This is a genomic window from Pseudomonas argentinensis, assembly GCF_001839655.2.
Taxonomy (GTDB): Bacteria; Pseudomonadota; Gammaproteobacteria; order Pseudomonadales; family Pseudomonadaceae; genus Aquipseudomonas; species Aquipseudomonas argentinensis_B.
Map to the genome: position 1 here is coordinate 3,089,650 of NZ_CP056087.1, position 21,230 is coordinate 3,110,879.

The window sequence follows — 21,230 nt, forward strand, 5'->3', positions numbered from 1 at the left end:
GAGCCTCGATATGTCGGCAGGCAAGCGCTTTCCCTTTATCCCTCGTTTTGGCCGGCTGGCTGGCAGCATCGCCCTGAGTCTGAGCCTGCTGGCCGGCAGCCTGGCGGCGCCGCAATTCGCCCATGCCGAGGGGCAGATCCGTATCGCCGAGCAGTTCGGCATCGTTTACCTGCTGCTCAACGTGGTGCGTGACCAGCAGCTGATCGAAAAGCACGGCAAGGCCGAGGGCCTGGACATCAAGGTCGACTGGCAGCAGCTCTCCGGTGGCTCGGCGGTCAACGATGCGCTGCTATCCGGCGCCATCGATATCGCCGGTGCCGGCATCGGCCCGCTGCTCACCGTGTGGGATCGCACCCACGGTCGTCAGAACGTCAAGGGCGTGGCTTCACTCGGCAACTTTCCTTACTACCTGCTGAGCAACAACCCCGAGGTCAAGACCATCGCTGACTTCTCCGCCAAGGACCGTATCGCCGTGCCAGCCGTGGGCGTATCGGTGCAGTCGCGCTTCCTGCAGTACGCCGCCGCCAAGCAGTGGGGCGACAAGGCATTCAACCGCCTCGACAAGTACACCGTGGCACTGCCGCACCCGGATGCCACCGCGTCTCTGAAAGCCGGTGGCACCGAGCTGACCGGGCACTTTTCCAACCCGCCGTTCCAGAACCAGGCGCTGGAAAACCCCGATGTGCATGTGGTGCTCGACACCTACGAGCTGCTCGGGCCGAACTCGCCGACCGTGCTCTATGCCACCGAGAAATTCCGCACCGAAAACCCCAAGACCTACAAGGCTTTCGTCGCGGCACTGGCCGAAGCGGCGGACTTCGCCCAGCACGACAAGGGCGCGGCAGCCGACACCTACCTCCGCGTCACCGGCGCCAAGATCAGCCGCGAGGATCTCCTGAAAATCATCGACAACGAGCAGTTCCAGTTCACCGTCACCCCCACCAACACCTACCCGCTGGCCGACTTCCTGCACCGTGTCGGCGCCATCAAAAACAAACCGGCCAGCTGGCAGGACTACTTCTTCCAAGACGCCGCCATCGGTCAGGGAAGCTGAAATCATGAACGCCACTCTGCAAGGCCACACGGCCGGTACCCCCGTTGCAGGTGCCTTCGACACCCTGTTGCAGGTGGACAGGGTCAGCCTCGAGTACCGCACCCCGCAGCGCGTCGTGCGCGCTACCCACGAGGTCAGTTTCGAGGTGGACCGTGCCGATCGTTTCGTGCTGCTCGGCCCGTCTGGTTGCGGCAAGTCCACGTTGCTCAAGGCAGTCGCCGGGTTCATCGAACCGGTGGCCGGCACCATCCGCCTCGATGGCGCCCAGGTGCGCGAGCCAGGCCCGGATCGCATCGTGGTGTTCCAGGAGTTCGACCAACTGCCACCGTGGAAGACGGTGAAGCAGAACGTGATGTTTCCGCTGCTGGCCTCACGCACCCTGGGCCGTAGGGAGGCCGAGGCGCGTGCCCTGGATTATCTGCACAAGGTCGGCCTGGCTGCCTTTGTCGACGCCTATCCGCACACCCTGTCCGGCGGCATGAAGGCGAGGGTGGCGATCGCCCGTGCCCTGGCCATGCAGCCGAAGATCCTGCTGATGGACGAGCCCTTCGCCGCCCTCGACGCTCTGACCCGCCGCAAGATGCAGGAGGAGTTGCTGGAGCTGTGGGAGGAGGTGCGCTTCACCCTGCTGTTCGTCACCCACTCCATCGAGGAGGCGCTGATCGTCGGCAACCGCACGCTGCTGCTGTCGCCACACCCTGGCCGGGTGCGGGCAGAAATCAACAGCCATCAGTTCGGCCTGCACAGCCTCGGCGGCGTTGGCTTCCAGCAGACCGCGCAGCGGATTCACCGCCTGCTGTTCGACGAAGCGGTCGACAACGGCACGGCCGCCGAGCTGGGTTTCCAGGATATCCGCATCGCCTACTGAGGAGCGTTTCGCCATGAGTCTTTCCCCCGCACGGCGTGAGGAATACGAAATCCCCCTGCAGCCGCTGCCCGGTCTCAAGCTGGAACGCGAGCTGTCCCTCGGTCAGCGTCTATGGCAGCAGGGCTGGCTGCGCAAGTCGCTGATTCTGCTGGCCCTGGCATTGATCTGGGAGGTGGCGGCCCGCTACCAGGCCAACGACCTGCTGCTGCCCAGCTTCCTGCAGACGGCCAGGGCCTTCATGGAAGGCATCGGCACCGGCGAGCTGCTGGAAAAGATGGCGATCTCGCTGTCGGTGCTGGTCAAGGGTTACCTGATCGGCATCGTCCTGGCCTTTCTGCTGACCAGCCTGGCGGTCTCGACCCAGCTCGGCCGCGACCTGCTGTCGACCCTGACCTCGATGTTCAACCCGTTGCCGGCCATAGCGCTGCTGCCGCTGTCGCTGCTGTGGTTCGGCCTGGGCGAGAACAGCCTGATCTTCGTGCTGGTGCATTCGGTGCTCTGGGCCCTGGCGCTCAATACCTACGCCGGCTTTCTCGGCGTTTCCGAGACCCAGCGCATGGCCGGGCGCAACTACGGCCTCAAGGGCCTGCGTTTCGTGCTGTTCATCCTGATCCCGGCGGCACTGCCGTCGATCCTCTCGGGGCTGAAGATCGGCTGGGCCTTCGCCTGGCGCACGCTGATCGCCGCCGAACTGGTGTTCGGCGCCTCCAGCGGCAAGGGCGGCCTGGGCTGGTACATCTTCCAGAACCGTAACGAGCTGTACACCGACAAGGTCTTCGCCGGGTTGGTGGCGGTGATCCTGATCGGCCTGCTGGTGGAGAACCTGATCTTCGCCAGCATCGAGCGGGTCACCGTCAAGCGCTGGGGGATGCAGCGTTAGGGCACAGTAGGGTGGATCACGCTTCACCGATCCACCGTTTCGCAATCGCAATGGTGGATGAAAAGAGCGTCATCCACCCTACGTAACCAACTTACTGATCACATAACGAGAAACGACCATGACCACCACGTTCAAACTTGGCCGCCTGGCCACTGCGCTGGGTTTGCTCGGTGCCCTGGCGATTCCGCTGGCCGCTCAGGCCGAAGGCCAGATCAGCATCGCCCAGCAGTTCGGCATCGGTTACCTGGTGCTGCACGTGGTCAAGGACCAGCAATTGATCGAGAAGCACGCCAAGGCCCAGGGCCTGGACAAGATCGACGTCGAGTGGCGCACCATCTCCGGTGCCACCGCCATGAACGAGGCGCTGCTGGCCGGTGCCATCGACGTGGTGTCGGCTGGCGTGCCGCCGATGCTCACCGTCTGGGACCGCACCCACGGCCGGCAGAACGTCAAGGCCGTGGCCTCGCTGGGTTCGCTGCCCAACTACCTGCTGAGCAACCGTGAGGAGGTGAAGAGCCTCGATGATCTCGGCGAGAAGGACCGTATCGCGGTGCCGGCTGCCGGTGTCGGCTTCCAGTCGCGTACCCTGCAGATCGAGACCGCCAAACGGTATGGCAATGCCGACTTCCAGCGCTTCGACAAGATCTCCGTCAGCCTGCCGCACCCGGATGCCACCGCGGCGCTGACCAGGGGCGGCTCGGAAATCACCGCGCATTTCTCCAGCCCGCCGTTCCAGTACCAGGCGCTGGAAAATCCCAGGGTGCACAAGCTGACCAGCAGCTACGACATCCTCGGCGGCCAGGCCACCTTCAACGTGCTCTACGCCACCGAGAAATTCCACGACGACAACCCGAAGACCTACCAGGCCTTCTACGACGCCCTGGTCGAAGCCTCGCAGATCATCAGGGCCGACAAGGCCGCGGCAGCCGAGACCTACATCCGCGTGGAGAACTCCAAGCTGCCGCTGGCGTTCGTGAAGAAGATCATCGAGGATCCGGAAAACGACTTCACCGTGTCGCCGCAGCGCACCTTCATCTACGCCGAGAAGCTGCACGAGCTGGGCGTGCTGAAGAACCAGGCCAGCTCCTGGAAGGAATACTTCTTCGAAGAAGCCTATGCCAATCCAGGGAGCTGATCAGCGTTGAACTGGATAGGGCCCTGGATACTGGGCGCTTCACTTCTGGCAGCGTAGCGACTCGATGAATGGCTGGGGAACGACCAGCAAGGGCAGTTCCTGCTTGGCTTGCAGGCTCTCCATAGTTCACCAGAGGCGGCAAGTGGATCGACTGGCTCGCCTGCTGACTTCAGCTGCCATCAACAAAGCCCGCCTGGGAAATCAGGCGGGCTTTGTTGCATCTGCGTGCAGAGCATCAGACCAGCAGGGGTTTGCGGCTATGGACGGGGTTCGGGAATAATTTTTCGTTTAGCATGGATCGCGCCGCGCCGATGATTGAGCACTGCGAAGATGTCAGGCCTTTGGCGATCTTGCACAGTCAGTCCTTGCGATTGCGGCGCAACTCCTCCAGCAACTTGTGCTTGTCGCGCTCGCGCTTGGCAATCACGTCACGCTCGCTGCGGATCTGGGCATGGCTGAGCAAGGCAAAGATAAAGCTGCCGCCGATGATATTGCCGGCCAGGGTAGGCCCCGCAAACATCAGCCAGAAATCGCCCCAGCTCACTTCGCCGGCATACACCAGATAAGACACCTCTACCGAGCCGACCACGATATGGGTGAAGTCACCCAGTGCCATCAGGTAAGTGATCAGCACGATAATGGCGATCTTGGCGCTTTCCATCGAGGCGATCATCCACACCATGGTGGCGATCATCCAGCCTGAGATGATGCCTTTGGCAAGCATCTTGGACACGTCGTTTTCCATCACCTTACGGCCGATTTCCAGAAACGCCACGTCGGTCTGGGCATCGAAAATCGGCAGGCGCAGCATCACCCAAGCCACCAGCAGGGTGCCGGCCAGGTTTCCGCATAGCACCACGCCCCAAAGACGCAATAGTCGCCCGACATTGTTCAGGGTCAGCTTGCTCATCACCGGCAGCACGGCGGTCAGGGTGTTTTCCGTAAACAGTTGCTGACGGGCGAGGATCACCGCCAGAAAGCCTGCCGAATAACCGAGGCTGGCGATCACATGACTTTCATCGCTGGGGCCCAACCGAGAGCGGAACAAACCCATGGCCATCAGCGACAGGCCCATGGTCAGCCCGGCGGCCAGCGCCGACCACCATAATGCTGCGATGCTGCGTTCCAGCTCATGGTCGCCCTGGATCCTGATGGTTTCATGCAACACCGCCGCCCGCGGCGGCAGCTTCTCATCGATCTCGCGCTCTTCTTCGGCTGACAGGCCGGGGGTCTTGCCGTCTGCTTGTTCGTGCATACCAGTTACCTTCAGGGGTGGAACGGCGGAGGCCCGTCTGTCTGAGAACCTGTTCAAAGTCTGCTGCGCGTCGGCACTGCGGCGTTAAAAACAAGCTCTGAGGATTTCAGACCTGCGGCGCCCGGCGTCGTTCTGCCGTTATGAAGGCGTCCATGCCTCGCGGCAAAATGGGCTACAGCGCAGCCGTGCGTGAAACGTCAACAGACCCTAGTGCGTAGTGGAATATGGTTATGATAAAAGGGTTCTTTTAAGGCATAAGGCCATCGGGCAGGCTACCGCCCTTATCTGCCCCCTCGTAAGGAAACCCTGGATCATGCTGAAGAAACTCCTGCTGGCGACTGCCGTCACCACCTCGCTGCTCGGTAGCGCTGCGGCGCTGGCTGCGGACAAGCCGATTCTCAACGCCTCCTACGATGTCGCCCGCGAGCTGTTCGCCGAGATCAACCCCAAGTTCCAGGCTCACTGGAAAGCCGAGACCGGCAAGGATCTGAAGATCGACCAGTCGTTCGCCGGCACCTCGCGTCAGGCCCAGGACATCATTCAGGGCAAGAAGGTCGACACCGTTACCTTCAACCAGGTCACCGACGTGGACATCCTCGCCAAGCGTGGCCTGGTGCGCAAGGACTGGGCCGAGCAGTTCCCCAACCACAGTTCACCGTACTACAGCACCACCGCCTTCCTGGTTCGCAAGGGCAACCCCAAGAACATCAAGAACTGGGACGATCTGGCCCGTGAAGACGTGAAGCTGGTGTTCCCCAACCCGAAAACTTCCGGCAACGCCCGTTACAGCTACCTGGGCGCCTGGCTGTACGCCAACGAAGCGTTCAAGGGCGACGAAGCCAAGATCAAGGCGTTCGTCGGCAAGGTGCTGCGCAACGTCGAAAACTTCCCCACCGGCGGCCGTGGCGCCACCGTGGCCTTCGCCCAGAACGGGCAGGGCGACGTGCTGCTGAGCTTCGAATCGGAAGTGGTGAATATCGCCAAGGGCGAAGAATTCAAGTCCGGCGAGTTCGAGGTGGTGGTTCCGCCGGTGAGCGTGCTGGCCGAGTTCCCGGTGGCCATCGTCGACAAGGTGGTGGACGAGAAGGGCACCCGCGACGTGGCCAAGGCCTACCTGAACTTCCAATACAGCAAGGACATCCAGAAGCTGCTGACCACCTACCACTACCGTGTGCAGGACAAGGAAGTAGCCGCCGAGACCGCGGGCCAGTTCCAGGAGCTGCGCCTGGTCAACCCGACCGAGGTACTCGGTACCTGGGACGAGATCACTGCCAAGCATTTCGATGGCAATGGTATCCTCGACCAGCTTCTGGCCGAAGGCCGGTAATCGGCTTGCAGTCGACCGACGGCGATAAGGCAGAAGCAGCCGCTCGCTAGGTAGGGTGGATGACGCTCTTTTCATCCACCATTGCGATCGCAGAGAGGTGGACGGGTGAAGCGTCGTCCACCCTACAAAAGGCCGCTAACGCCACTTTGCAGCCAGTACAGATGGCGTTACCGCGGAAGAAGAAATAAGGGCCAGTGGCTGCGGCCAGTGAGTGCTGACCACCCTGGCTATCGAGCGCATTAGCCGTACTCCACGAACCGCCGACCTCGGCGGTTTGTGCATTCAAGGATTTCCGAGTGAGCAAGACCCCTGTTTTCTTTCTGCAGAACCCGTTGCTGCCGGGTTTTGGCCTGAGCTTCGGTTTCAGCGTCTTCTACCTGTCGCTGGTCATCCTGTTTCCGCTGTCCGCCTTGCTGCTGTACGTCAGCGACATGAGCTGGGCGCAGTACTGGCAGGCGATCAGTGATCCGCGCGTGGTGCAGAGCTACAAGGTGACCATCAGCGGCGCCTTCTACTCGACGGTGATCGTCACGCTGATCGGCCTGCTGATCGCCTGGATCATCACCCGTTACGACTTCCCGGGGCGCCGCCTGGTCGATGCCCTGGTGGACCTGCCATTCGCGCTGCCGACTTCGGTGGCCGGCTTGACCCTGGCGACCCTGCTGGTGCCGGGCGGCTGGCTGGGTCAGTATTTCGAGGCCGCGGGCATCAAGATCGCCTATGCCTACCCGGGCCTGCTGATCGCCATGGTGTTCACCAGCCTGCCGTTCGTGGTGCGTACCGTGCAGCCGGTGCTGCAGAGCCTGGGCAGCGAATACGAGGAAGCGGCGCGCACCCTGGGCGCCAGGAAGTGGCAGAGCTTCGTCTACGTAGTGCTGCCGAGCCTGGCACCAGCGCTGATCACCGGCGCGTCGCAGTCGTTCGTGCGCAGCCTGGGCGAGTTTGGCGCGGTGATCATGATCGCCGGCAACATTCCCTACAAAACCGAAGTGTCCTCGCTGATGATCTTCGTGCGCCTGCAGGAGTTCAACTACCCGGCGGCGGCGGCGATCGCGTCGGTGATTCTTCTGGCTTCGCTGTTTCTGCTGTTCACCTTGCAGGTGGTGCAGGGCAGGCTGTTCAAATGGCAGAGGCAAGGTCGATGAAAAAGCCTCAATACTGGCATCAATGGTTGCTGATCGGCCTTGGCCTCGGCGCGGTCGCGCTGATGCTGCTGGTGCCCCTGGCGCTGATTTTCACCCGGGCGCTCAGCGGTGGCTGGGCGATGCTGGTCGACAACCTGTCGCAAGACTACATGCAGCACGCCATTGGCCTGACCCTGCTGGTCGCCGCGCTCACCGTGCCGCTGAACCTGTGCTTCGGCATTCTGCTGGCCTGGTGCGTGACCCATTACGACTTCCGCGGCCGCAAGTTGCTGACCACCCTGGTGGACATTCCCTATGCGGTGTCGCCGGTGGTGGCGGGTCTTTGCTATCTGGTCGTCTATGGGCTGGAAAGCGCCTTGGGGCAGTGGTTCTACGCGCGCGACATGCAGCTGATGTTCGCCTGGCCGGGCATCGTGATGGTCACGGTGTTCGTCACCGCCCCTTACGTGGCGCGTATTCTGATTCCGGTGATGCAGTCCCAGGGCAACGACGAGGAAGCCTCGGCGCTGTGCCTGGGTGCCAACGGCTGGCAGATCTTCCGCCATATCACCCTGCCCAACATCAAGTGGGCGCTGCTGTATGGCGTGGTGGTCACCAATGCCCGGGCGGTCGGCGAGTTCGGAGCGGTGTCGGTGGTCTCCGGCACCATCCTCAACCAGACCCTGACCCTGCCGCTGCTGGTCGACCAGCTCAACAACGACTACAAGCCGGTAGCGGCCTTCACCGCCGCAGCGTTGCTGGCCTGCATGGCGCTGCTCACCCTGTTGCTCAAGACCTACATGGAATGGCGCCAGCGGGTGAACATGCAGCGCGCTGCCGACAGCTGAGTCAGCGGGCGATCTGCGTCAGGTGCCTGGCCAGGGCGGTCTTGAACGGCGGCAGGTTCTGCGCCAGGCGCAGGCCCGCATTGCGCAGCAGGCGGGTAGGCGCGCGATCATCGGTGTACAGGCGCACCAGCAGGTTGGTGGCCTGATACAGCGGCCAGCTGGCCCGCTGCTGGGCACTGGCGTAGCGCTGCAGTACGCCTGGCTCACCGATGTCCCGGCCATGGTGCAACGCGCCGAGCAGGGTGTCGGCCAGGCGCTTCTGGCTTTGCAGCCCAAAGTTGAAGCCATGGGCCGTGACCGGGTGCATGCCCACCGCGGCGTCACCGACCAGCGCGCTGCGCAGCCCGGCGAAGCGCTCGGCATAAACGCCCACCAGCGGGTAGGTGATGCGCTCGCCCAGCAGCTCCATGCGCCCCAGGCGCCGGTCGAAACGCCGTTCCATCTCGCGGGCGAAGGCCTGTTCATCGAGGCTCATAACCCGATTCATTTCCCCAGGCGCAAGGGTCAGCACCGCCGAGGCGCAGTTGCCGTTCAGGGGCAGCAGGGCGAGGGTCTGCCCGTAGCCGAACCATTCCCAGGCGACCTGTTCATGGCTGTGCTCGTGGGCCATGCGGCAGACAAGCATGGTCTTGCCGAAATCCTCCTGGCGTGCGCCGATGCGGAGGCGCCTGCGGGTTTCCGAAAAACGGCTGTCGGCCGCGACGATCAGGCGAGCCTGCAGCGTTGCGCCGTCGCTCAAGCGCAGGGTGACGCCGTCAGCCGAGCAACTCAGCTCGCTGATCGTGCGTTCGCAGAGCAGTTCGATATCTGTACATTCGCTTACCGCGCCATAGGCGGCCCGGCGAATCACCTGGTTGGCCACCAGGCAGCCGAGGCGCTGTTTGCCAACCGCCGCGGCGGCAATGCGCAGGGCATAGGGGGAGGGGCCGTTGAGCACCTGGGCGTCGCGCAATGGCGCAATTTCCTCGGGAAAAAACTGTTGCCACAGGCCCAGGTTCTCGAGGGTGCGTTGCGAGGCGTGGGTCAGTGCGATGTCGCGACCGTCGAATGGCGGCGTGGCCAGTTCAGCTTCCCTCTGCCGTTCGATGATACGGATGGACAAGCCATGGCCCGACAACGAGCGCGCCAGGCATAGCCCGGCAGGCCCGGCGCCCACGATCACGACATCGGTTTTCATGGCTGTTTCTCCTGAAGATCAGCCGCCAGTCTAGGTCAGCACTAGCCGGCAAAACTTGCTCAGGATCAGCCCATCTCGGGATTACCAGAAGCCGATGGGGTGACGCTCGTTGATGTAGTCGAGCGGCAGGGCGAAACCCTTGCGGAAGAAATTGGCCAGGCGGGTATCGATGACCTTTTCGTTGATCGAGGCGAGCAGCGACTCCTGACGGTGGATATCGCCGCTGTCGGCGTAGAACTCCTCGTGCAGCATGCGCTGCGAGGCCAGGTTGGCGACCAGGCTGTAGCTGCTCACGGTGTCTTCACCCGGTCGGCTGGCCGCCAGGATCAGGCGCGGCTTGTCATGCTCCAGCACCAGATCGACCACCACGTCGAGATCGTGATTGCGTGCGTAGCTGGCCGCTTCCTCGAACAGCGGGCGCGCCTTCTCGCTCAGCGCCTGGACGAATGCCTGACGCAGCGAGTCGTCGCTCACGTCGTGCAGCTCTTGGGTGTCTTGCGGTTTGCGCAGCGTATTCACCTGTCATCCCCTCGTTCTTAGGCTCTCTAGCCTGGGAAAAACAGCCCGGGTGCGGAGTTCATCCGACACGATCAGCGGTCGGCGCTAAATGCTTCGGAACTTGTGTGCCCCAGCCACTGCCATAGACACACGGTAACGATTGGGTAGGAGACATTCGCGGGCATGCAAAACATCGAGCAGGCGGTCCATTTCCTGGAAAAGTACAACCTGGTGCTGAGCACCGCGGAGTCGGCCACGGCCGGCCTGCTGGCTGCCACGGTGGCTGCCGTGCCGGGTTGTGATGGCGTGCTCGAGAGCGGCTTCGTGGTGTATTCCAAGCGCGCCATGCAGGCCTCTCTGGGCGTCAAGCCGGAGACCATCGAGACCTTCGGCATGAACAGCGAAGAGGTTGCCCGCGAGATGGCCTTGGGCGTGCTGATGACCAGCAGCGCCGACATCATCCTGGCCATCACCGGCGCACCGACCGCCGACGACAAGCGCGGCCAGGAAATCTATGACGGCGCCATGTGCTTTGCCTGCGCCACACGCCTGGCCGAGCACCAGGGGGTGACCAGCGAGACCGTGATCCTTCCCGGCGACAACAACGAACGACGTGCGGCCGCCGCACGCCATGCTTTGCTGCAACTGCCTTATTACTACGAACGGCTGCGTCAGACCTCCTGATGCCGGCGTTTCAGCGACTTGAGCAACATTGACCATTCAAGGAAAACCCATGATCAAGAAATGCCTGTTCCCTGCCGCCGGTTACGGCACGCGCTTCCTTCCGGCGACCAAGGCCATGCCCAAGGAAATGCTGCCCGTGGTCAACACGCCGCTGATCCAGTACGGCGTCGAGGAAGCACTCGATGCAGGCCTGAACGAGATCGCCATGGTCACCGGCCGCGGCAAGCGCTCGTTGGAAGACCACTTCGACATCAGCTACGAGCTCGAGCACCAGATCCGCAATACCGACAAGGAGAAGTACCTGGTCGGCATTCGTCGCCTGATCGACAACTGCACCTTCTCCTACACCCGCCAGGTGGAAATGAAGGGCCTGGGCCACGCCATCCTCAGTGGTCGCCCGCTGATCGGCGACGAGCCGTTCGCCGTGGTGCTGGCCGACGACCTGTGCCTGAACGTCGGCGGTGACGGCGTACTGACCCAGATGGTCAAACTGTACAACCAGTTCCGCTGCTCGATCGTGGCGGTGCAGGAAGTGCCGATGGACGAGATCCACAAGTATGGCGTGATCGCTGGCGAAACCATCCGTGACGACATCTTCCGCGTCAGCCACATGGTCGAGAAGCCCAAGGCCGAAGACGCGCCGTCGAACCTGGCGATCATCGGCCGCTACATCCTGACCCCGGACATCTTCGACCTGATCAAGGACACCGAGCCAGGCAAGGGCGGCGAGATCCAGATCACCGATGCCCTGATGAAGCAGGCGCAGGAAGGTTGCGTGCTGGCCTACAAATTCAAGGGCCGTCGTTTCGACTGCGGGGGTGCCGAGGGCTACATCGAGGCGACCAACTACTGCTTCGAGAACCTCTACCGTGAGGGCCGCGGCTGATCCGCGACGCTGAACGAGAAAACCGGGCCAGGGCCCGGTTTTTTTTTGTGTGGATCAATCGCGCCTCGGATCACCAGCAGGGTACGGTCGTTACGCCAGCCAACTCCACTTCGCTCCTGAATCCAACGGTCTGGCGAGCGCGCTGGTCATGTGGCGTCGAATCCCGCTGCCTGCAGCTGCCACAGTCTTTCGAAACTGCCACCTTGCTGACGCAGCTGTTCGGGCGCGCCGTCTTCGACGATACGACCCTTTTCCAGCACCACCACCCGATCGAAGCTGGCCAGCGTCGACAGCCGGTGCGCCACGGCCAGGACGGTACGGCCCTGCATCAGGTTGGCCAGGGCGGCCTGGATTTCCGCTTCCGAATGGGTGTCGAGTGCCGAGGTGGCCTCGTCGAGAATCAGGATCGGTGCGTCCTTCACAAAGGCCCGGGCGATGCCCAGGCGCTGGCGTTGGCCGCCTGACAGCATGACGCCGCGTTCGCCGACCAGGGTGTCATAACCCTGGGGCAGCTCACGGATAAAGGTATCGCAGAAGGCATGGCGGGCCGCAGCGACCACCTCGTCGTCACTGGCATCCGGGCGGCCATAGCGGATGTTCTCACGAATGCTGCGGTTGAACAGCGCGGTTTCCTGGGGCACCACGGCCATGCGGGCGCGCAGGCTGTCCTGACTGACGTGGCGGATATCCTGACCGTCGATCATGATCTGCCCGGCCTGCACGTCGTCGAGGCGCTGGATCAGACTGATCAGCGTCGACTTGCCGGCACCGGAGGCGCCTACGATGCCTACTTTCTGACCGACCGGCACATGCAGGTCGAAATCGGTGAACACGCGGCGGCCATCAGGGTAGGCGAAAGCCACCTGATGGAATTCGATATCGCCACGCGCGAGCGATAGCTGGGTATCCGGGTCATCCAGCGCATGGGGCTGCACGATGATGCGCAGGGTGTCTTCGATGGCGCCGAGTTGCTGGGTGGTGTCGACCAGTGCCAGGGCCAGATCGCGCGAACCGTGCAGGATGCGAAAGGTGAGGGCGCTGACCATCACTACGTCGCCAGCGGTCACGGTGCCGGCGATCCACAGCTGGATGGCCCATACCAGCATGCCGCCGGCCATCAGCGACAGGCAGATGTCGTGCATTACCCGGGCTTTTTCCAGGTACATCCAGCTGCGCCGCTGGGCACGGGCTTCCAGGCCGATTTCCTCGGCCAGGCGCCGGCTCTCGCGATCGCGGGCGGAGAATGCCTTGATGGTCCATACGTTGGACACCACGTCCACCAGCTCGCCACCCACCCGTGCTGCCTGGGCGGCGAAGCGTTGGTGCTTGGTGCGGCCGCGGATACCGAAACCGGTGATCAGCGCCGCGACCACCATCACGAATAAGATCAGCGCCCATGCCATGTGCGCATGCACGGTGAACAGCACGATGACCGCGCCGAGAAAGTCCACGCAGGGCGGCATGATCTTCCAGGCCAGGCCACCATAGATGGCGCCAGCCGCCTGGCCGGTGGCGGAAATGCGGTTGCCCAAGGCGCCGGCGAAGTGTTCGGCGAAGTAACGCATCGGGTGGCCGGTAAGATGGCGGAACAGGTCGACACGCAGGTCCACGCAACTGGCCACCACCGTGTGGCAGCCGAGCCAGCCGCCGAGGCGCCAGAACACGTTTTCGATCACGATCAACCCGATGAACAGGCACAGGGGCAACCACACCTGAGCCTGCTGGCGGTCATCGGTGGCCATGGCGTCTACCAGCAGCTTCATGCCGTATTGCACGGCCACCGCGCAAGCACTTGCGCCGAGAATGAGCAGGAACACACCGCCGAAATGCCAGGGGCGGCGGCGCACGTAATGGCCGAGAAAGGCCACCGGGCGGGCGGGCAGATGGCAGCTTCGCTGGGCGGCCTGAGCGCTCATGCCTGGGCCACCAGACGAGCCGCCAGCGCCTGAATCTCTGCCTGTTGGCGACGTAGCTCTTCTGCGAACGGCGTGTAAAGGGGCCGTTCACCGCGGGCATCGGCGTAGCCGAAGAGCCCCGTCTGGCAATGCCGGTCATCCGTCCAGCCGGGGTAATCGAGGACCGGGTACAGGCAGATGCCCTCCAGCGGCAAACCACGCTGCAGGGCCAGGCGCACCTGCTCGCCGACATAGCGCAGCCATTCGGCGCGTTGCTCGCCTTCGGCGCCCGTTTCGGCAACCAGCAAAGGCCGGCGGTAACGCTGATGGACCTCGGCGAGCATACCGGCGAATGGCCGGTAGCCCGGCTCACCGCGCCACAGTGTGCCACCGCCCGCATACCACTGATTGTTCGGGTAGAAATTGACGCCGACGATATCCAGGTACTCCGGCTTGCCGCCGAGCCCAGGCCACTGCAGGCCGGCGAGCATGTCCCAGGCTTGGAACTGGGCCAGGCGGTAGCGCTCGGCTTCGGCCTGGGCGTCAGGACGATCGGTGCGCGGCACCACGTGAATCAGGGGGTCGACCTGAACGAAGCGTGCCCGCGGATCAATGTTGCGGATGGCTTCGATGGCGGCGATGCTGGCGCGCACCAGTTGATGCTTGAGTTCGTCACCACGGCCTTCGCTCAGCGGCGAAAAATAGGCCACTTCACCGCCCGCCCAGGCCCAGAAGGACATTTCGTTGAGCGGCGAATAGAAGGGCACGCGGTCGCTTTCATCGCGCACTACACGCGCCGTCGCCGCCGCGAAACGCGCGAAGCGTTCCACGAACTCGGGCCGCCAGATGTCGATGTCGTCGGGCCAGCCGTAATGGCAAAGGTCCCAGATCACCTGTATACCGGTCTGTTCGGCAGCCCGAAGCTGAGGCAGAAAACTCGACCAGTCGTAGTGCCCGGGCTGCGCCTCGATCAGGTGCCAGCGCAACCCGTCCCGTGCCGAACGGATGCCTTGGACGCGCAAGGCCGCGTAATCCTCGCGGGCCCAGGCGGCATGGCCAGTGCCCTCGAGCAAATCGAGCCGGCGCCCATCGCCGCGGCGATGCGTCGAGCATTCGAAGCCGCCCAGGAAGAAACTCTCGAATAGCGAGGGGAGGTGCATCGCGCGTCCTCAGGTGGCTTGCCTGGCGGGGCTTTGATCGTGCTCCAGGTCGGCTGCAGGGTCACCGCTGTGAGCCTGCTCAATGCGTTTGTACAGCGCCAGCGCCTGGCCGACGACCTGATCCATATTGTAGTACTTGTAGGTACCCAGCCTGCCAAGGAAGGTCACGCCCTCGGTCTGGCTGGCCAACTGCTCATAGCGCTTGTAGAGCTCGGCGTTTTCCGGGCGCGGAATCGGGTAATACGGGTCGCCTTCGGCCGATGGGTATTCATAGGTGATGCTGGTGCTGGGGTGCTGCTGGCCAGTGAGGTGCTTGTATTCGCTGATGCGTGTATAGGCCACTGCTTCGTCAGGGTAGTTGACCGTGGCCACTGCCTGGAACTGCGCCTGGTCGAGGTTACGGTGCTCGAACTTGAGTGACCGGTAGGGCAGTTTGCCGAAGCAGTGGTCGAAATACTCGTCGACCGGGCCACAGTAGATCAGGTGCCCGTAGCGCACCTCGTCACGCACCTGGCGGAAATCGGTATCCAGTTGGATGGTGATGTTCGGATGGTCGAGCATGCGCTCGAACATTCGCGTGTAGCCGTGCAGCGGCATCTGCTGGAAGGTGTCGGTGAAATAGCGGTCATCGGTGTTGGTGCGCGTTGGCACCCGCGAGGTGACCATCTTGTCGAGTTGTGACGGATCGAGCCCCCATTGCTTGCGGGTATAGCCGCGAAAGAATTTCTCGTAGAGCTCGCGGCCGATCTGGTTGACCACCACGTCTTCGCTGGTGTGGATGGTGGCTACCGGCTCGGCTCGGCCGGCCAGATACCGTTCGGCTTCTTCGTCACTGGCCAGGCTCAGGCCATACAGCGCGTTGAGGGTGGTGCGATTGATCGGGATGGGTACTTGCTGGCCGTCGACCACCGCCAAGACGCGGTGCTCATAAGGCCGCCATTCGGTGAAACGCGACAGGTAGTCGACGATTCGCTGCGAATTGGTGTGGAAGATGTGCGGCCCGTAGCGATGCACCAGCACGCCCGCTTCGTCATGGTGGTCGTAGGCGTTGCCGCCGATATGCGCGCGGCGGTCGACCACCAGCACGCGCTTGTCCAGCCCGGCGGCCAGTCGTTCGGCGAGCACGCTGCCGGCGAAACCAGCCCCGACGATCAGGTAATCGAAGGCCTCGGTGAGGTCTTCGCCTGGCGATTGCTCAGCGACGCGGGTAGGGCGATTCAACGGATGCATTCGATCATCTCCTTCATCTTGGCCTGGGTCTGGTCCCAGGACATATCGCCCAACACACGGTCGGCCGCTGCCTGCATGGCGTCGCGGTCAGCTGCCAGCGCAAGGGCCTGCTCGCAGGCTGCCACAAACTCCTCGGCGGTCGCTGCAATCAGCACCAGGCCGCAGTCGCCGTAGCTACGCACCACATCGTGGATAGGCGTTGACACCACTGGGCGCCCGCCGGCCAGGTACTCCGGGGTCTTGGTGGGGCTGATGAAGCGGGTCGAGGCGTTAAGGGCGAATGGCATCAGGGCCACATCCCAGCCGGCGAGGTAGCGGGGCAGTTCGTCATAGGTCTTGCCGCCCAGGTAATGGATGTTCGGCTGGCTTGGCAGGGCTGCCGGGTCGATCTTCACCACCGGGCCGATCATCACCAGCTGCCAGTTCGGGCGCATGCTCGCCACGGCACCGAGCAGGTCGATATCCAAACGCTCGTCGATCACGCCATAAAAGCCGAGTCTCGGCGTGCCGATTCGGGCCTGGTCGGCGGGCTCTTCCTGAGGCTGCCGGGCGGCGGCGAAATGGCTGATATCGACGCTGCTGGGAAAGGCGTGGGCGTTGTCATGCAGCTCGCGCTTGGCTTCCCAGATGCTGTAGCCACCGGTGAACACCAGGTCCGCCTTGGCCAGTAGCTCACGCTCACGCTGCACCAGCTCGGGCGGCGCGCCGTGGAATGCGGACAGTTCGTCCATGCAGTCGTAGATGATGGCGCGTGGCTGCAGGTGATCGGTGAACGCCAGGCTCATCGGCGTGTAGTACCAGAGCAACAGGTCATCGACCTGTAAGCGCGCCAGGTAGGCGTCCAGCAGCTGGCGAGTCGCGGCGTGGCCGGCCTGCGCGTCGACACCATGGGGCAGGCGGGGCACCAGCACCTGCACACCTTCCTCGTCGGGTCGTACTTCCAGCCAGGGGTCGGCCTCGTCGGTGACCACCGGTTCTTCGAAGAACAGCACGTTGCAGGTGCGAACGAAACGGGCCATCAGGTGCTGCGGCCGCTGATAGACGAAACTCCAACGCAGGTGTGACAGACACAGCAGCGTCGGGAGGCTGGGGTCGAAAACCACCGCGGTGTCAGCTTCGGCCGAAGGTTTCGATGACTTGCCGATTTGCCCTTGAAAAGATCCTGCCCAGCTCATGTTCGCGTCTCCTTAAATTGGCCGCACAAGCGAAGCGGCGGGATTCAGCACCGGCGTTTCGGTTAAGCGAGTGGATGCGAAAAGTGGACGATGGGGGTTCCGAGCAGTTCAAGTCATCGGCTGAAAGGTCGCCGGATGACACGTTCATCCTATGACCTGAACTCCTGTGAACAGACCTTCGTCGTTATCTCTGTAGTCGGTCGTCTTGCAGCCGAACACGCAGCCCGTGTCGTTGATGCAGTCCATGGGTGTCATCTCTCGAGCGACCCAAGCGGAGGTCAACATGATATTGGTCACAGGCGGAGCCGGTTATATCGGTTCCCATGCAGTTCTTGCGCTTCTAGAAACCGGCCACGAGGTGCTGGTGCTGGACAATCTCTGCAACAGCTCGCGGCTATCGCTCGACCGCGTAGCCTTGCTGACGGGCCGCCAGCCGCGATTCATCGAAGGCGACGTGCGCGATGGCGCGCTGCTCGATGAACTGTTCCAGCGCTGGCCCATCACTGCGGTGATGCATTTTGCCGGGCTCAAGGCTGTCGGCGAGAGCGTGCGCGAGCCGCTGCGCTATTACGAAACCAACGTGGCCGGTAGCATCACCCTATGCCAGGCGATGGCCAGGGCAGGCATCTTCCGGCTGGTGTTCAGCTCGTCCGCCACCGTTTATGGCGAGTCGGTGAGCATGCCGATTCGCGAAGATTGCCCGACTGGCATTCCCACCAATCCCTATGGCCAATCGAAGCTGATGGCCGAGAACGTGCTCAAGGCACTGGCCGACTCCGACCCGCGCTGGTCCATTGCCCTGTTGCGTTACTTCAATCCTATCGGCGCCCATGAGTCCGGCCTGATTGGCGAAGATCCCAACGGCACTCCAAATAACTTGCTTCCGTACATGCTTCAGGTCGCGGTTAGACGACAGCCGCAGCTGAGCATCTACGGCGGCGATTACGCCACCCACGATGGCACCGGCGTTCGCGATTACATTCACGTGATGGACCTGGCGCAGGGGCATATCTGCGCCCTCGAGAGGCTTGGCCGCAGCGCTGGTGTATCGGTTTGGAACCTGGGTACGGGACAGGGATATTCGGTGTTGGAAATGGTGCGTGCCTTCGAGCAGATCACCGGGCGCGCGTTGCCATACCGTATCGTTGCGCGGCGGCCGGGTGACATCGCCCAGTGCTGGGCCGACCCCAGCAAGGCGCGAGTCGAACTGCAATGGAACGCCGAGCGCGACCTGCATGCCATGCTGGCCGACGCCTGGCGCTGGCAGCTCAGCAATCCCCAGGGGTATCAGCACGAGCAGGCGCCGCAGGCGGTCATGGTCGGCTAACCGGCGGGTGGGCCTGCTGCGGCGCAGCAGGCCCGTTGTCGCGACCTCAAGGGATATCCGGCAAGGTCAAGCTTGCCAGGGGCAGACAGTCGTTCTGATTGTCCTCCAAAGCGTCGCGTGTGCGCTCGTAAGCCTCATCGGCCGCGGTGATCAGCAAGTGCCAGTCGTCCGAGGAAATCACGGCGCGTTCCTTCAGCTCGTCGGCACGGGCGACCAGTGTCTGGTGATAGTCACCCGGGCATTGCAGTCGATATACATCATCTTCAAGCAGCATTCGCCAGGCTGCCAGCTCCATTTCGGCAGGTGTTTCGCTCATACAGCGGTCCCCTTGCACAAGGAATCGAGGGTTCATGACATTGACCGCGCTGGCCAACACCCGTGTGCACGCCCCGGACGAACGGGGCGCGCGGATCGCCGTAGTCAACTGACCTGGTTGAGCAGGTCGCGCCGGATCAGGTCACGAACCGTTGCCAGGTGCACCTCCTCCTGCTCGAAGGCGGGTTTGAAGCTTTCGGCGATGAGCGGGTGGCCGCCTTTGTGGGCCAGTTCGATAAGTAGCTCCCAGGCAGCGTTGTCTTCCAACTCGATGGTCAATATGGCGCTCAATGATTGCGACAGGGTAGTGCGCGGATCGGTCAGCACCTGCAGCACGCCTTGCGCCTTCACCGCGGCGACATCGGCACAGGGAGTCATGGTCGTCGGGTCGCCGCCCAGGGTTTCGATGGCCTCGCGTACCAGGTTCATGTGCTCGAGTTCCTGGGCCTGGATCTCCCGAAGGGTAGCCACAAGCGCCGGGTTGGCGCCGACCGCCGAGGTGGCCTTGGCGACCATCGCTTCGTACAGCCGCACGCCGGTTCGCTCGAACGCCAGGCGTTCGCCGAGCTTGTCCAGCAGCACTTCCGGGTGATTGCCGAGCATCTTGTCCAGGGCGGTCTTGAGCATACCTTTGGTGGAGCCGGGTGGTGGCACCGAGCCGATGCGCTCGGCGGTGCCGATGGCCTGTTCGCGTGCCTGGGTATAGGTGCCCATGTCGCCCGGCACATCAGCCGGGTAAAGGCGTGTGGCTTCGAGTTGCTGTTGGGTATCCTGTGGCGACATTTTTGCGCCGGTGCGATTGAGTCCCAGGTTGACTTGTCGTTCGCTCATCATGCTTCTCCCGCCGGGTTGAGTTCGGAGCCGGGTTTCCAGTGGTAGCCGGCCGATACGACGTTGGCCGGCACGCCCTCGCCATTGAGGCGCGCGCGGTAATCCAGCGAGGCACGGCCTTCCTTGTCCTTGGCAACGTAGTCCACGCCACGGGCGCGCAGGTCGATCTCCTGCGCCAGGGTCTGGCGCACGAAGTCACGTTGGCTCTTGAACTGGATCATTTTCGGCAGTTGGCCACCGAGCACTTCGGCCGGATCGCGACGTTCGTACTTCTTGAACAACTCGCAGGCCAGGTTGAGGTGGCCCAGTTCGTAATCGAGGAAGCGCTCCCATAGCGCACGGATACGCGGGTTGTCCTCCTGCTCGGCGCAGCTGGCGTAGGTATAGACCTCCATCGCCTCGTGCACGAGCCACTTCTCCATAAAGCTTTCGCTGGGGTCTTGCAGCGAGCCGTACTGCGTGACGTGCTGCTCCTCGACCGAGGCGATTTCGGCATACAGCGCCCTGGCCACGGGGTCGGCGAACAGCGGACCGATGTTCATGTAATAGTCGTGGGTCTGGTATTCGGCACCGGTAATCAGCGCGGCGTGGATCTTGGTGATCAGCGCGGCGCTGTCTTTCTGATAGTTGTCGCGCAGGTCATCGTCCGGGGCGCGATGATGCTCGCTGGTCGGGCGGCCGGGAATGATGTCCGTGTAGCCCTGCAGGATATTGTTGGCGTCCTTGCCTTCCAGGCGATCGAGCATCGCCGCGTAGCGGTACAGGTGATCGAAGTCTTCGAGCAGGCCAAAGCGATAGGTCTGCGCCTGGTAGGGATCCGGCTCGTTCTGGGCGACCGCCGCGGTGACTTCGATGGCCACCTGCTCGTAGGCCACGGTGGTTTCCAGCGGTGAATGATCGGAAGACAACAGCCAGTTGATCGCGGTCATCTGGTGCTGTTCGACGCGGCGGATCTGCGCCAGGGGCAATTGCAGTTCCTTGTGAAAACGCGCCCCGAAGTGCTTGAGGCGCAGCGCATCGGCCTCGACGCCATTCATCAGGATCACCCGGACCCGGGTGAACGCATCGTCGTCCAGCTTGCTGATCGGTCGGCTGGCCATCTCGCGCCAGGTGAACGTCTGCTTTTCCAGGGGCGTTCCCCTGTTGTCCAGCAGGGTGTCGATCGTGCTCATGGGTAAACCTCCATCATCATTGTCACGGAAGTCGGCGACATCTCGGGCCTGCCGTACTTCCTGGACTGATGGCGGGTTCGGCCCATTACAGGCCTGCGACAAGTGGCCGCTTCGCTGCCCGGTTCGTTTTCGATAGGCTCTGTCACTGGCCTATAAGCACCGCCCTAGAGCGGTTCGAGCCGTTTCGATGGTGCTCGCTCGGGGCACCGGGTGTGTGACGTAAGTTATTGAATGGATGAGCTTTTTCCCACTCGTCAATCATCGTGCACCAGGGAACGGGTGCTTGGCGTCCAGGTCTTGTAGGATGGTGGGCGGTCAGGTCTGCAGTGCCCCTGCATGCCAGGGCGAAAGCAGGCGGATCGCATACATGACGCGGCTGTCGAAGCTCG

Annotated in this window: 20 protein-coding genes; 10 read left to right on the top strand and 10 right to left on the bottom strand. The window is 62.9% G+C overall.

Annotated elements, in window-relative coordinates; all coding sequences use genetic code 11:
* Nucleotides 1-10: 10 nt before the first annotated feature.
* From SA190iCDA_RS13725 to SA190iCDA_RS13740, 4 genes are all read left to right on the top strand, one after another.
* On the top strand, nt 11-1,054 hold the full coding sequence (locus tag SA190iCDA_RS13725) for an ABC transporter substrate-binding protein (RefSeq protein WP_070887344.1): 1,044 nt from the start codon (nt 11-13) through the stop codon (nt 1,052-1,054).
* A gap of 4 nt (nt 1,055-1,058) precedes the next feature.
* Complete coding sequence (locus tag SA190iCDA_RS13730) at nt 1,059-1,922, top strand: ABC transporter ATP-binding protein (RefSeq protein ID WP_070887345.1); 864 nt, start codon at nt 1,059-1,061, stop codon at nt 1,920-1,922.
* Between the two features lie 13 nt (nt 1,923-1,935).
* Complete coding sequence (locus tag SA190iCDA_RS13735) at nt 1,936-2,802, top strand: ABC transporter permease (protein WP_070887346.1); 867 nt, start codon at nt 1,936-1,938, stop codon at nt 2,800-2,802.
* Between the two features lie 118 nt (nt 2,803-2,920).
* Nucleotides 2,921-3,937 carry an ABC transporter substrate-binding protein gene (locus SA190iCDA_RS13740; protein WP_070887347.1) on the top strand — a complete coding sequence of 339 codons (1,017 nt, stop codon included), beginning with the start codon at nt 2,921-2,923 and terminating at the stop codon, nt 3,935-3,937.
* Nucleotides 3,938-4,295: 358 nt separating this feature from the next.
* Here SA190iCDA_RS13740 and SA190iCDA_RS13745 read toward each other — a convergent pair whose 3' ends face one another.
* Nucleotides 4,296-5,192 carry a formate/nitrite transporter family protein gene (locus SA190iCDA_RS13745; RefSeq protein WP_070887348.1) on the bottom strand — a complete coding sequence of 299 codons (897 nt, stop codon included), beginning with the start codon at nt 5,190-5,192 and terminating at the stop codon, nt 4,296-4,298.
* Between the two features lie 313 nt (nt 5,193-5,505).
* Here SA190iCDA_RS13745 and cysP point away from each other — a divergent pair, with 313 nt between their 5' ends.
* The 3 genes from cysP to cysW all read left to right on the top strand — a co-directional run bounded on the left by cysP (nt 5,506) and on the right by cysW (nt 8,491).
* Nucleotides 5,506-6,519, top strand: a complete 1,014-nt coding sequence (gene cysP / locus SA190iCDA_RS13750; RefSeq protein WP_070887349.1) for a thiosulfate ABC transporter substrate-binding protein CysP — start codon at nt 5,506-5,508, stop codon at nt 6,517-6,519.
* Between the two features lie 296 nt (nt 6,520-6,815).
* Nucleotides 6,816-7,664 carry a sulfate ABC transporter permease subunit CysT gene (gene cysT / locus SA190iCDA_RS13755; protein ID WP_070887350.1) on the top strand — a complete coding sequence of 283 codons (849 nt, stop codon included), beginning with the start codon at nt 6,816-6,818 and terminating at the stop codon, nt 7,662-7,664.
* A complete protein-coding gene (cysW, locus tag SA190iCDA_RS13760; protein ID WP_070887351.1) occupies nt 7,661-8,491 on the top strand; it encodes a sulfate ABC transporter permease subunit CysW in 831 nt (276 codons plus the stop codon). The genes cysT and cysW overlap by 4 nt, the downstream gene beginning before the upstream one ends.
* Before the next feature lies 1 nt (nt 8,492).
* On the opposite strand, the gene ubiM is transcribed toward cysW, so the two are convergent.
* Nucleotides 8,493-9,668, bottom strand: coding sequence for a 5-demethoxyubiquinol-8 5-hydroxylase UbiM (gene ubiM / locus SA190iCDA_RS13765; RefSeq protein ID WP_070887352.1), 1,176 nt, complete (start codon nt 9,666-9,668; stop codon nt 8,493-8,495).
* A gap of 81 nt (nt 9,669-9,749) precedes the next feature.
* Complete coding sequence (locus tag SA190iCDA_RS13770) at nt 9,750-10,187, bottom strand: hypothetical protein (protein ID WP_083329880.1); 438 nt, start codon at nt 10,185-10,187, stop codon at nt 9,750-9,752.
* A gap of 162 nt (nt 10,188-10,349) precedes the next feature.
* On the opposite strand from SA190iCDA_RS13770, the gene SA190iCDA_RS13775 reads away from it, so the two are divergent.
* Nucleotides 10,350-10,850, top strand: coding sequence for a CinA family protein (locus tag SA190iCDA_RS13775; RefSeq protein ID WP_070887353.1), 501 nt, complete (start codon nt 10,350-10,352; stop codon nt 10,848-10,850).
* Between the two features lie 49 nt (nt 10,851-10,899).
* Nucleotides 10,900-11,736, top strand: a complete 837-nt coding sequence (gene galU / locus SA190iCDA_RS13780) for a UTP--glucose-1-phosphate uridylyltransferase GalU (protein WP_070887354.1) — start codon at nt 10,900-10,902, stop codon at nt 11,734-11,736.
* Between the two features lie 146 nt (nt 11,737-11,882).
* On the opposite strand, the gene SA190iCDA_RS13785 is transcribed toward galU, so the two are convergent.
* Genes SA190iCDA_RS13785 through SA190iCDA_RS13800 form a run of 4 tightly spaced genes read right to left on the bottom strand, consistent with a single transcriptional unit; the run spans nt 11,883 to nt 17,196 of the window.
* Nucleotides 11,883-13,652 (bottom strand): ABC transporter ATP-binding protein, encoded by a 1,770-nt coding sequence (locus SA190iCDA_RS13785; RefSeq protein ID WP_070887355.1) that lies wholly within the window; start codon nt 13,650-13,652, stop codon nt 11,883-11,885.
* On the bottom strand, nt 13,649-14,791 hold the full coding sequence (locus SA190iCDA_RS13790) for a beta-glucosidase (RefSeq protein ID WP_070887356.1): 1,143 nt from the start codon (nt 14,789-14,791) through the stop codon (nt 13,649-13,651). The genes SA190iCDA_RS13785 and SA190iCDA_RS13790 overlap by 4 nt, the downstream gene beginning before the upstream one ends.
* A gap of 9 nt (nt 14,792-14,800) precedes the next feature.
* A complete protein-coding gene (gene glf, locus SA190iCDA_RS13795; protein WP_083329881.1) occupies nt 14,801-16,021 on the bottom strand; it encodes a UDP-galactopyranose mutase in 1,221 nt (406 codons plus the stop codon).
* Nucleotides 16,009-17,196, bottom strand: a complete 1,188-nt coding sequence (locus SA190iCDA_RS13800) for a glycosyltransferase family 1 protein (RefSeq protein WP_070887357.1) — start codon at nt 17,194-17,196, stop codon at nt 16,009-16,011. The genes glf and SA190iCDA_RS13800 overlap by 13 nt, the downstream gene beginning before the upstream one ends.
* Before the next feature lie 283 nt (nt 17,197-17,479).
* On the opposite strand from SA190iCDA_RS13800, the gene galE reads away from it, so the two are divergent.
* Nucleotides 17,480-18,523, top strand: a complete 1,044-nt coding sequence (galE, locus tag SA190iCDA_RS13805; RefSeq protein WP_070887358.1) for a UDP-glucose 4-epimerase GalE — start codon at nt 17,480-17,482, stop codon at nt 18,521-18,523.
* Nucleotides 18,524-18,569: 46 nt separating this feature from the next.
* Here the strand turns inward: galE and SA190iCDA_RS13810 are convergent, their stop codons facing one another.
* The 3 genes from SA190iCDA_RS13810 to SA190iCDA_RS13820 all read right to left on the bottom strand — a co-directional run bounded on the left by SA190iCDA_RS13810 (nt 18,570) and on the right by SA190iCDA_RS13820 (nt 20,841).
* A complete protein-coding gene (locus SA190iCDA_RS13810; RefSeq protein ID WP_070887359.1) occupies nt 18,570-18,839 on the bottom strand; it encodes a hypothetical protein in 270 nt (89 codons plus the stop codon).
* 104 nt (nt 18,840-18,943) lie between these two features.
* The gene (locus SA190iCDA_RS13815) at nt 18,944-19,669 is read right to left on the bottom strand and encodes a ferritin-like domain-containing protein (protein ID WP_070887360.1); all 726 of its coding nucleotides are present in this window, start codon (nt 19,667-19,669) and stop codon (nt 18,944-18,946) included.
* Nucleotides 19,669-20,841: a hypothetical protein gene (locus SA190iCDA_RS13820; RefSeq protein WP_070887361.1), complete on the bottom strand. Its 1,173-nt coding sequence runs from the start codon at nt 20,839-20,841 to the stop codon at nt 19,669-19,671. Before SA190iCDA_RS13820 ends, SA190iCDA_RS13815 begins: the two co-directional genes overlap by 1 nt.
* Nucleotides 20,842-21,230: the final 389 nt, after the last annotated feature.

Coding starts and splice junctions, on each gene's coding strand:
- ubiM (WP_070887352.1), bottom strand. CDS start 9,668: ATGAAAACCGATGTCGTGATCGTGGGCGCCGGGCCTGCCGGGCTATGC.
- SA190iCDA_RS13820 (WP_070887361.1), bottom strand. CDS start 20,841: ATGAGCACGATCGACACCCTGCTGGACAACAGGGGAACGCCCCTGGAA.
- SA190iCDA_RS13785 (WP_070887355.1), bottom strand. CDS start 13,652: ATGAGCGCTCAGGCCGCCCAGCGAAGCTGCCATCTGCCCGCCCGCCCG.
- SA190iCDA_RS13735 (WP_070887346.1), top strand. CDS start 1,936: ATGAGTCTTTCCCCCGCACGGCGTGAGGAATACGAAATCCCCCTGCAG.
- SA190iCDA_RS13740 (WP_070887347.1), top strand. CDS start 2,921: ATGACCACCACGTTCAAACTTGGCCGCCTGGCCACTGCGCTGGGTTTG.
- SA190iCDA_RS13815 (WP_070887360.1), bottom strand. CDS start 19,669: ATGAGCGAACGACAAGTCAACCTGGGACTCAATCGCACCGGCGCAAAA.
- cysP (WP_070887349.1), top strand. CDS start 5,506: ATGCTGAAGAAACTCCTGCTGGCGACTGCCGTCACCACCTCGCTGCTC.
- SA190iCDA_RS13730 (WP_070887345.1), top strand. CDS start 1,059: ATGAACGCCACTCTGCAAGGCCACACGGCCGGTACCCCCGTTGCAGGT.
- SA190iCDA_RS13800 (WP_070887357.1), bottom strand. CDS start 17,196: ATGAGCTGGGCAGGATCTTTTCAAGGGCAAATCGGCAAGTCATCGAAA.
- glf (WP_083329881.1), bottom strand. CDS start 16,021: ATGCATCCGTTGAATCGCCCTACCCGCGTCGCTGAGCAATCGCCAGGC.
- SA190iCDA_RS13745 (WP_070887348.1), bottom strand. CDS start 5,192: ATGCACGAACAAGCAGACGGCAAGACCCCCGGCCTGTCAGCCGAAGAA.
- SA190iCDA_RS13790 (WP_070887356.1), bottom strand. CDS start 14,791: ATGCACCTCCCCTCGCTATTCGAGAGTTTCTTCCTGGGCGGCTTCGAA.
- SA190iCDA_RS13810 (WP_070887359.1), bottom strand. CDS start 18,839: ATGAGCGAAACACCTGCCGAAATGGAGCTGGCAGCCTGGCGAATGCTG.
- cysW (WP_070887351.1), top strand. CDS start 7,661: ATGAAAAAGCCTCAATACTGGCATCAATGGTTGCTGATCGGCCTTGGC.
- galE (WP_070887358.1), top strand. CDS start 17,480: ATGATATTGGTCACAGGCGGAGCCGGTTATATCGGTTCCCATGCAGTT.
- SA190iCDA_RS13725 (WP_070887344.1), top strand. CDS start 11: ATGTCGGCAGGCAAGCGCTTTCCCTTTATCCCTCGTTTTGGCCGGCTG.
- galU (WP_070887354.1), top strand. CDS start 10,900: ATGATCAAGAAATGCCTGTTCCCTGCCGCCGGTTACGGCACGCGCTTC.
- SA190iCDA_RS13775 (WP_070887353.1), top strand. CDS start 10,350: ATGCAAAACATCGAGCAGGCGGTCCATTTCCTGGAAAAGTACAACCTG.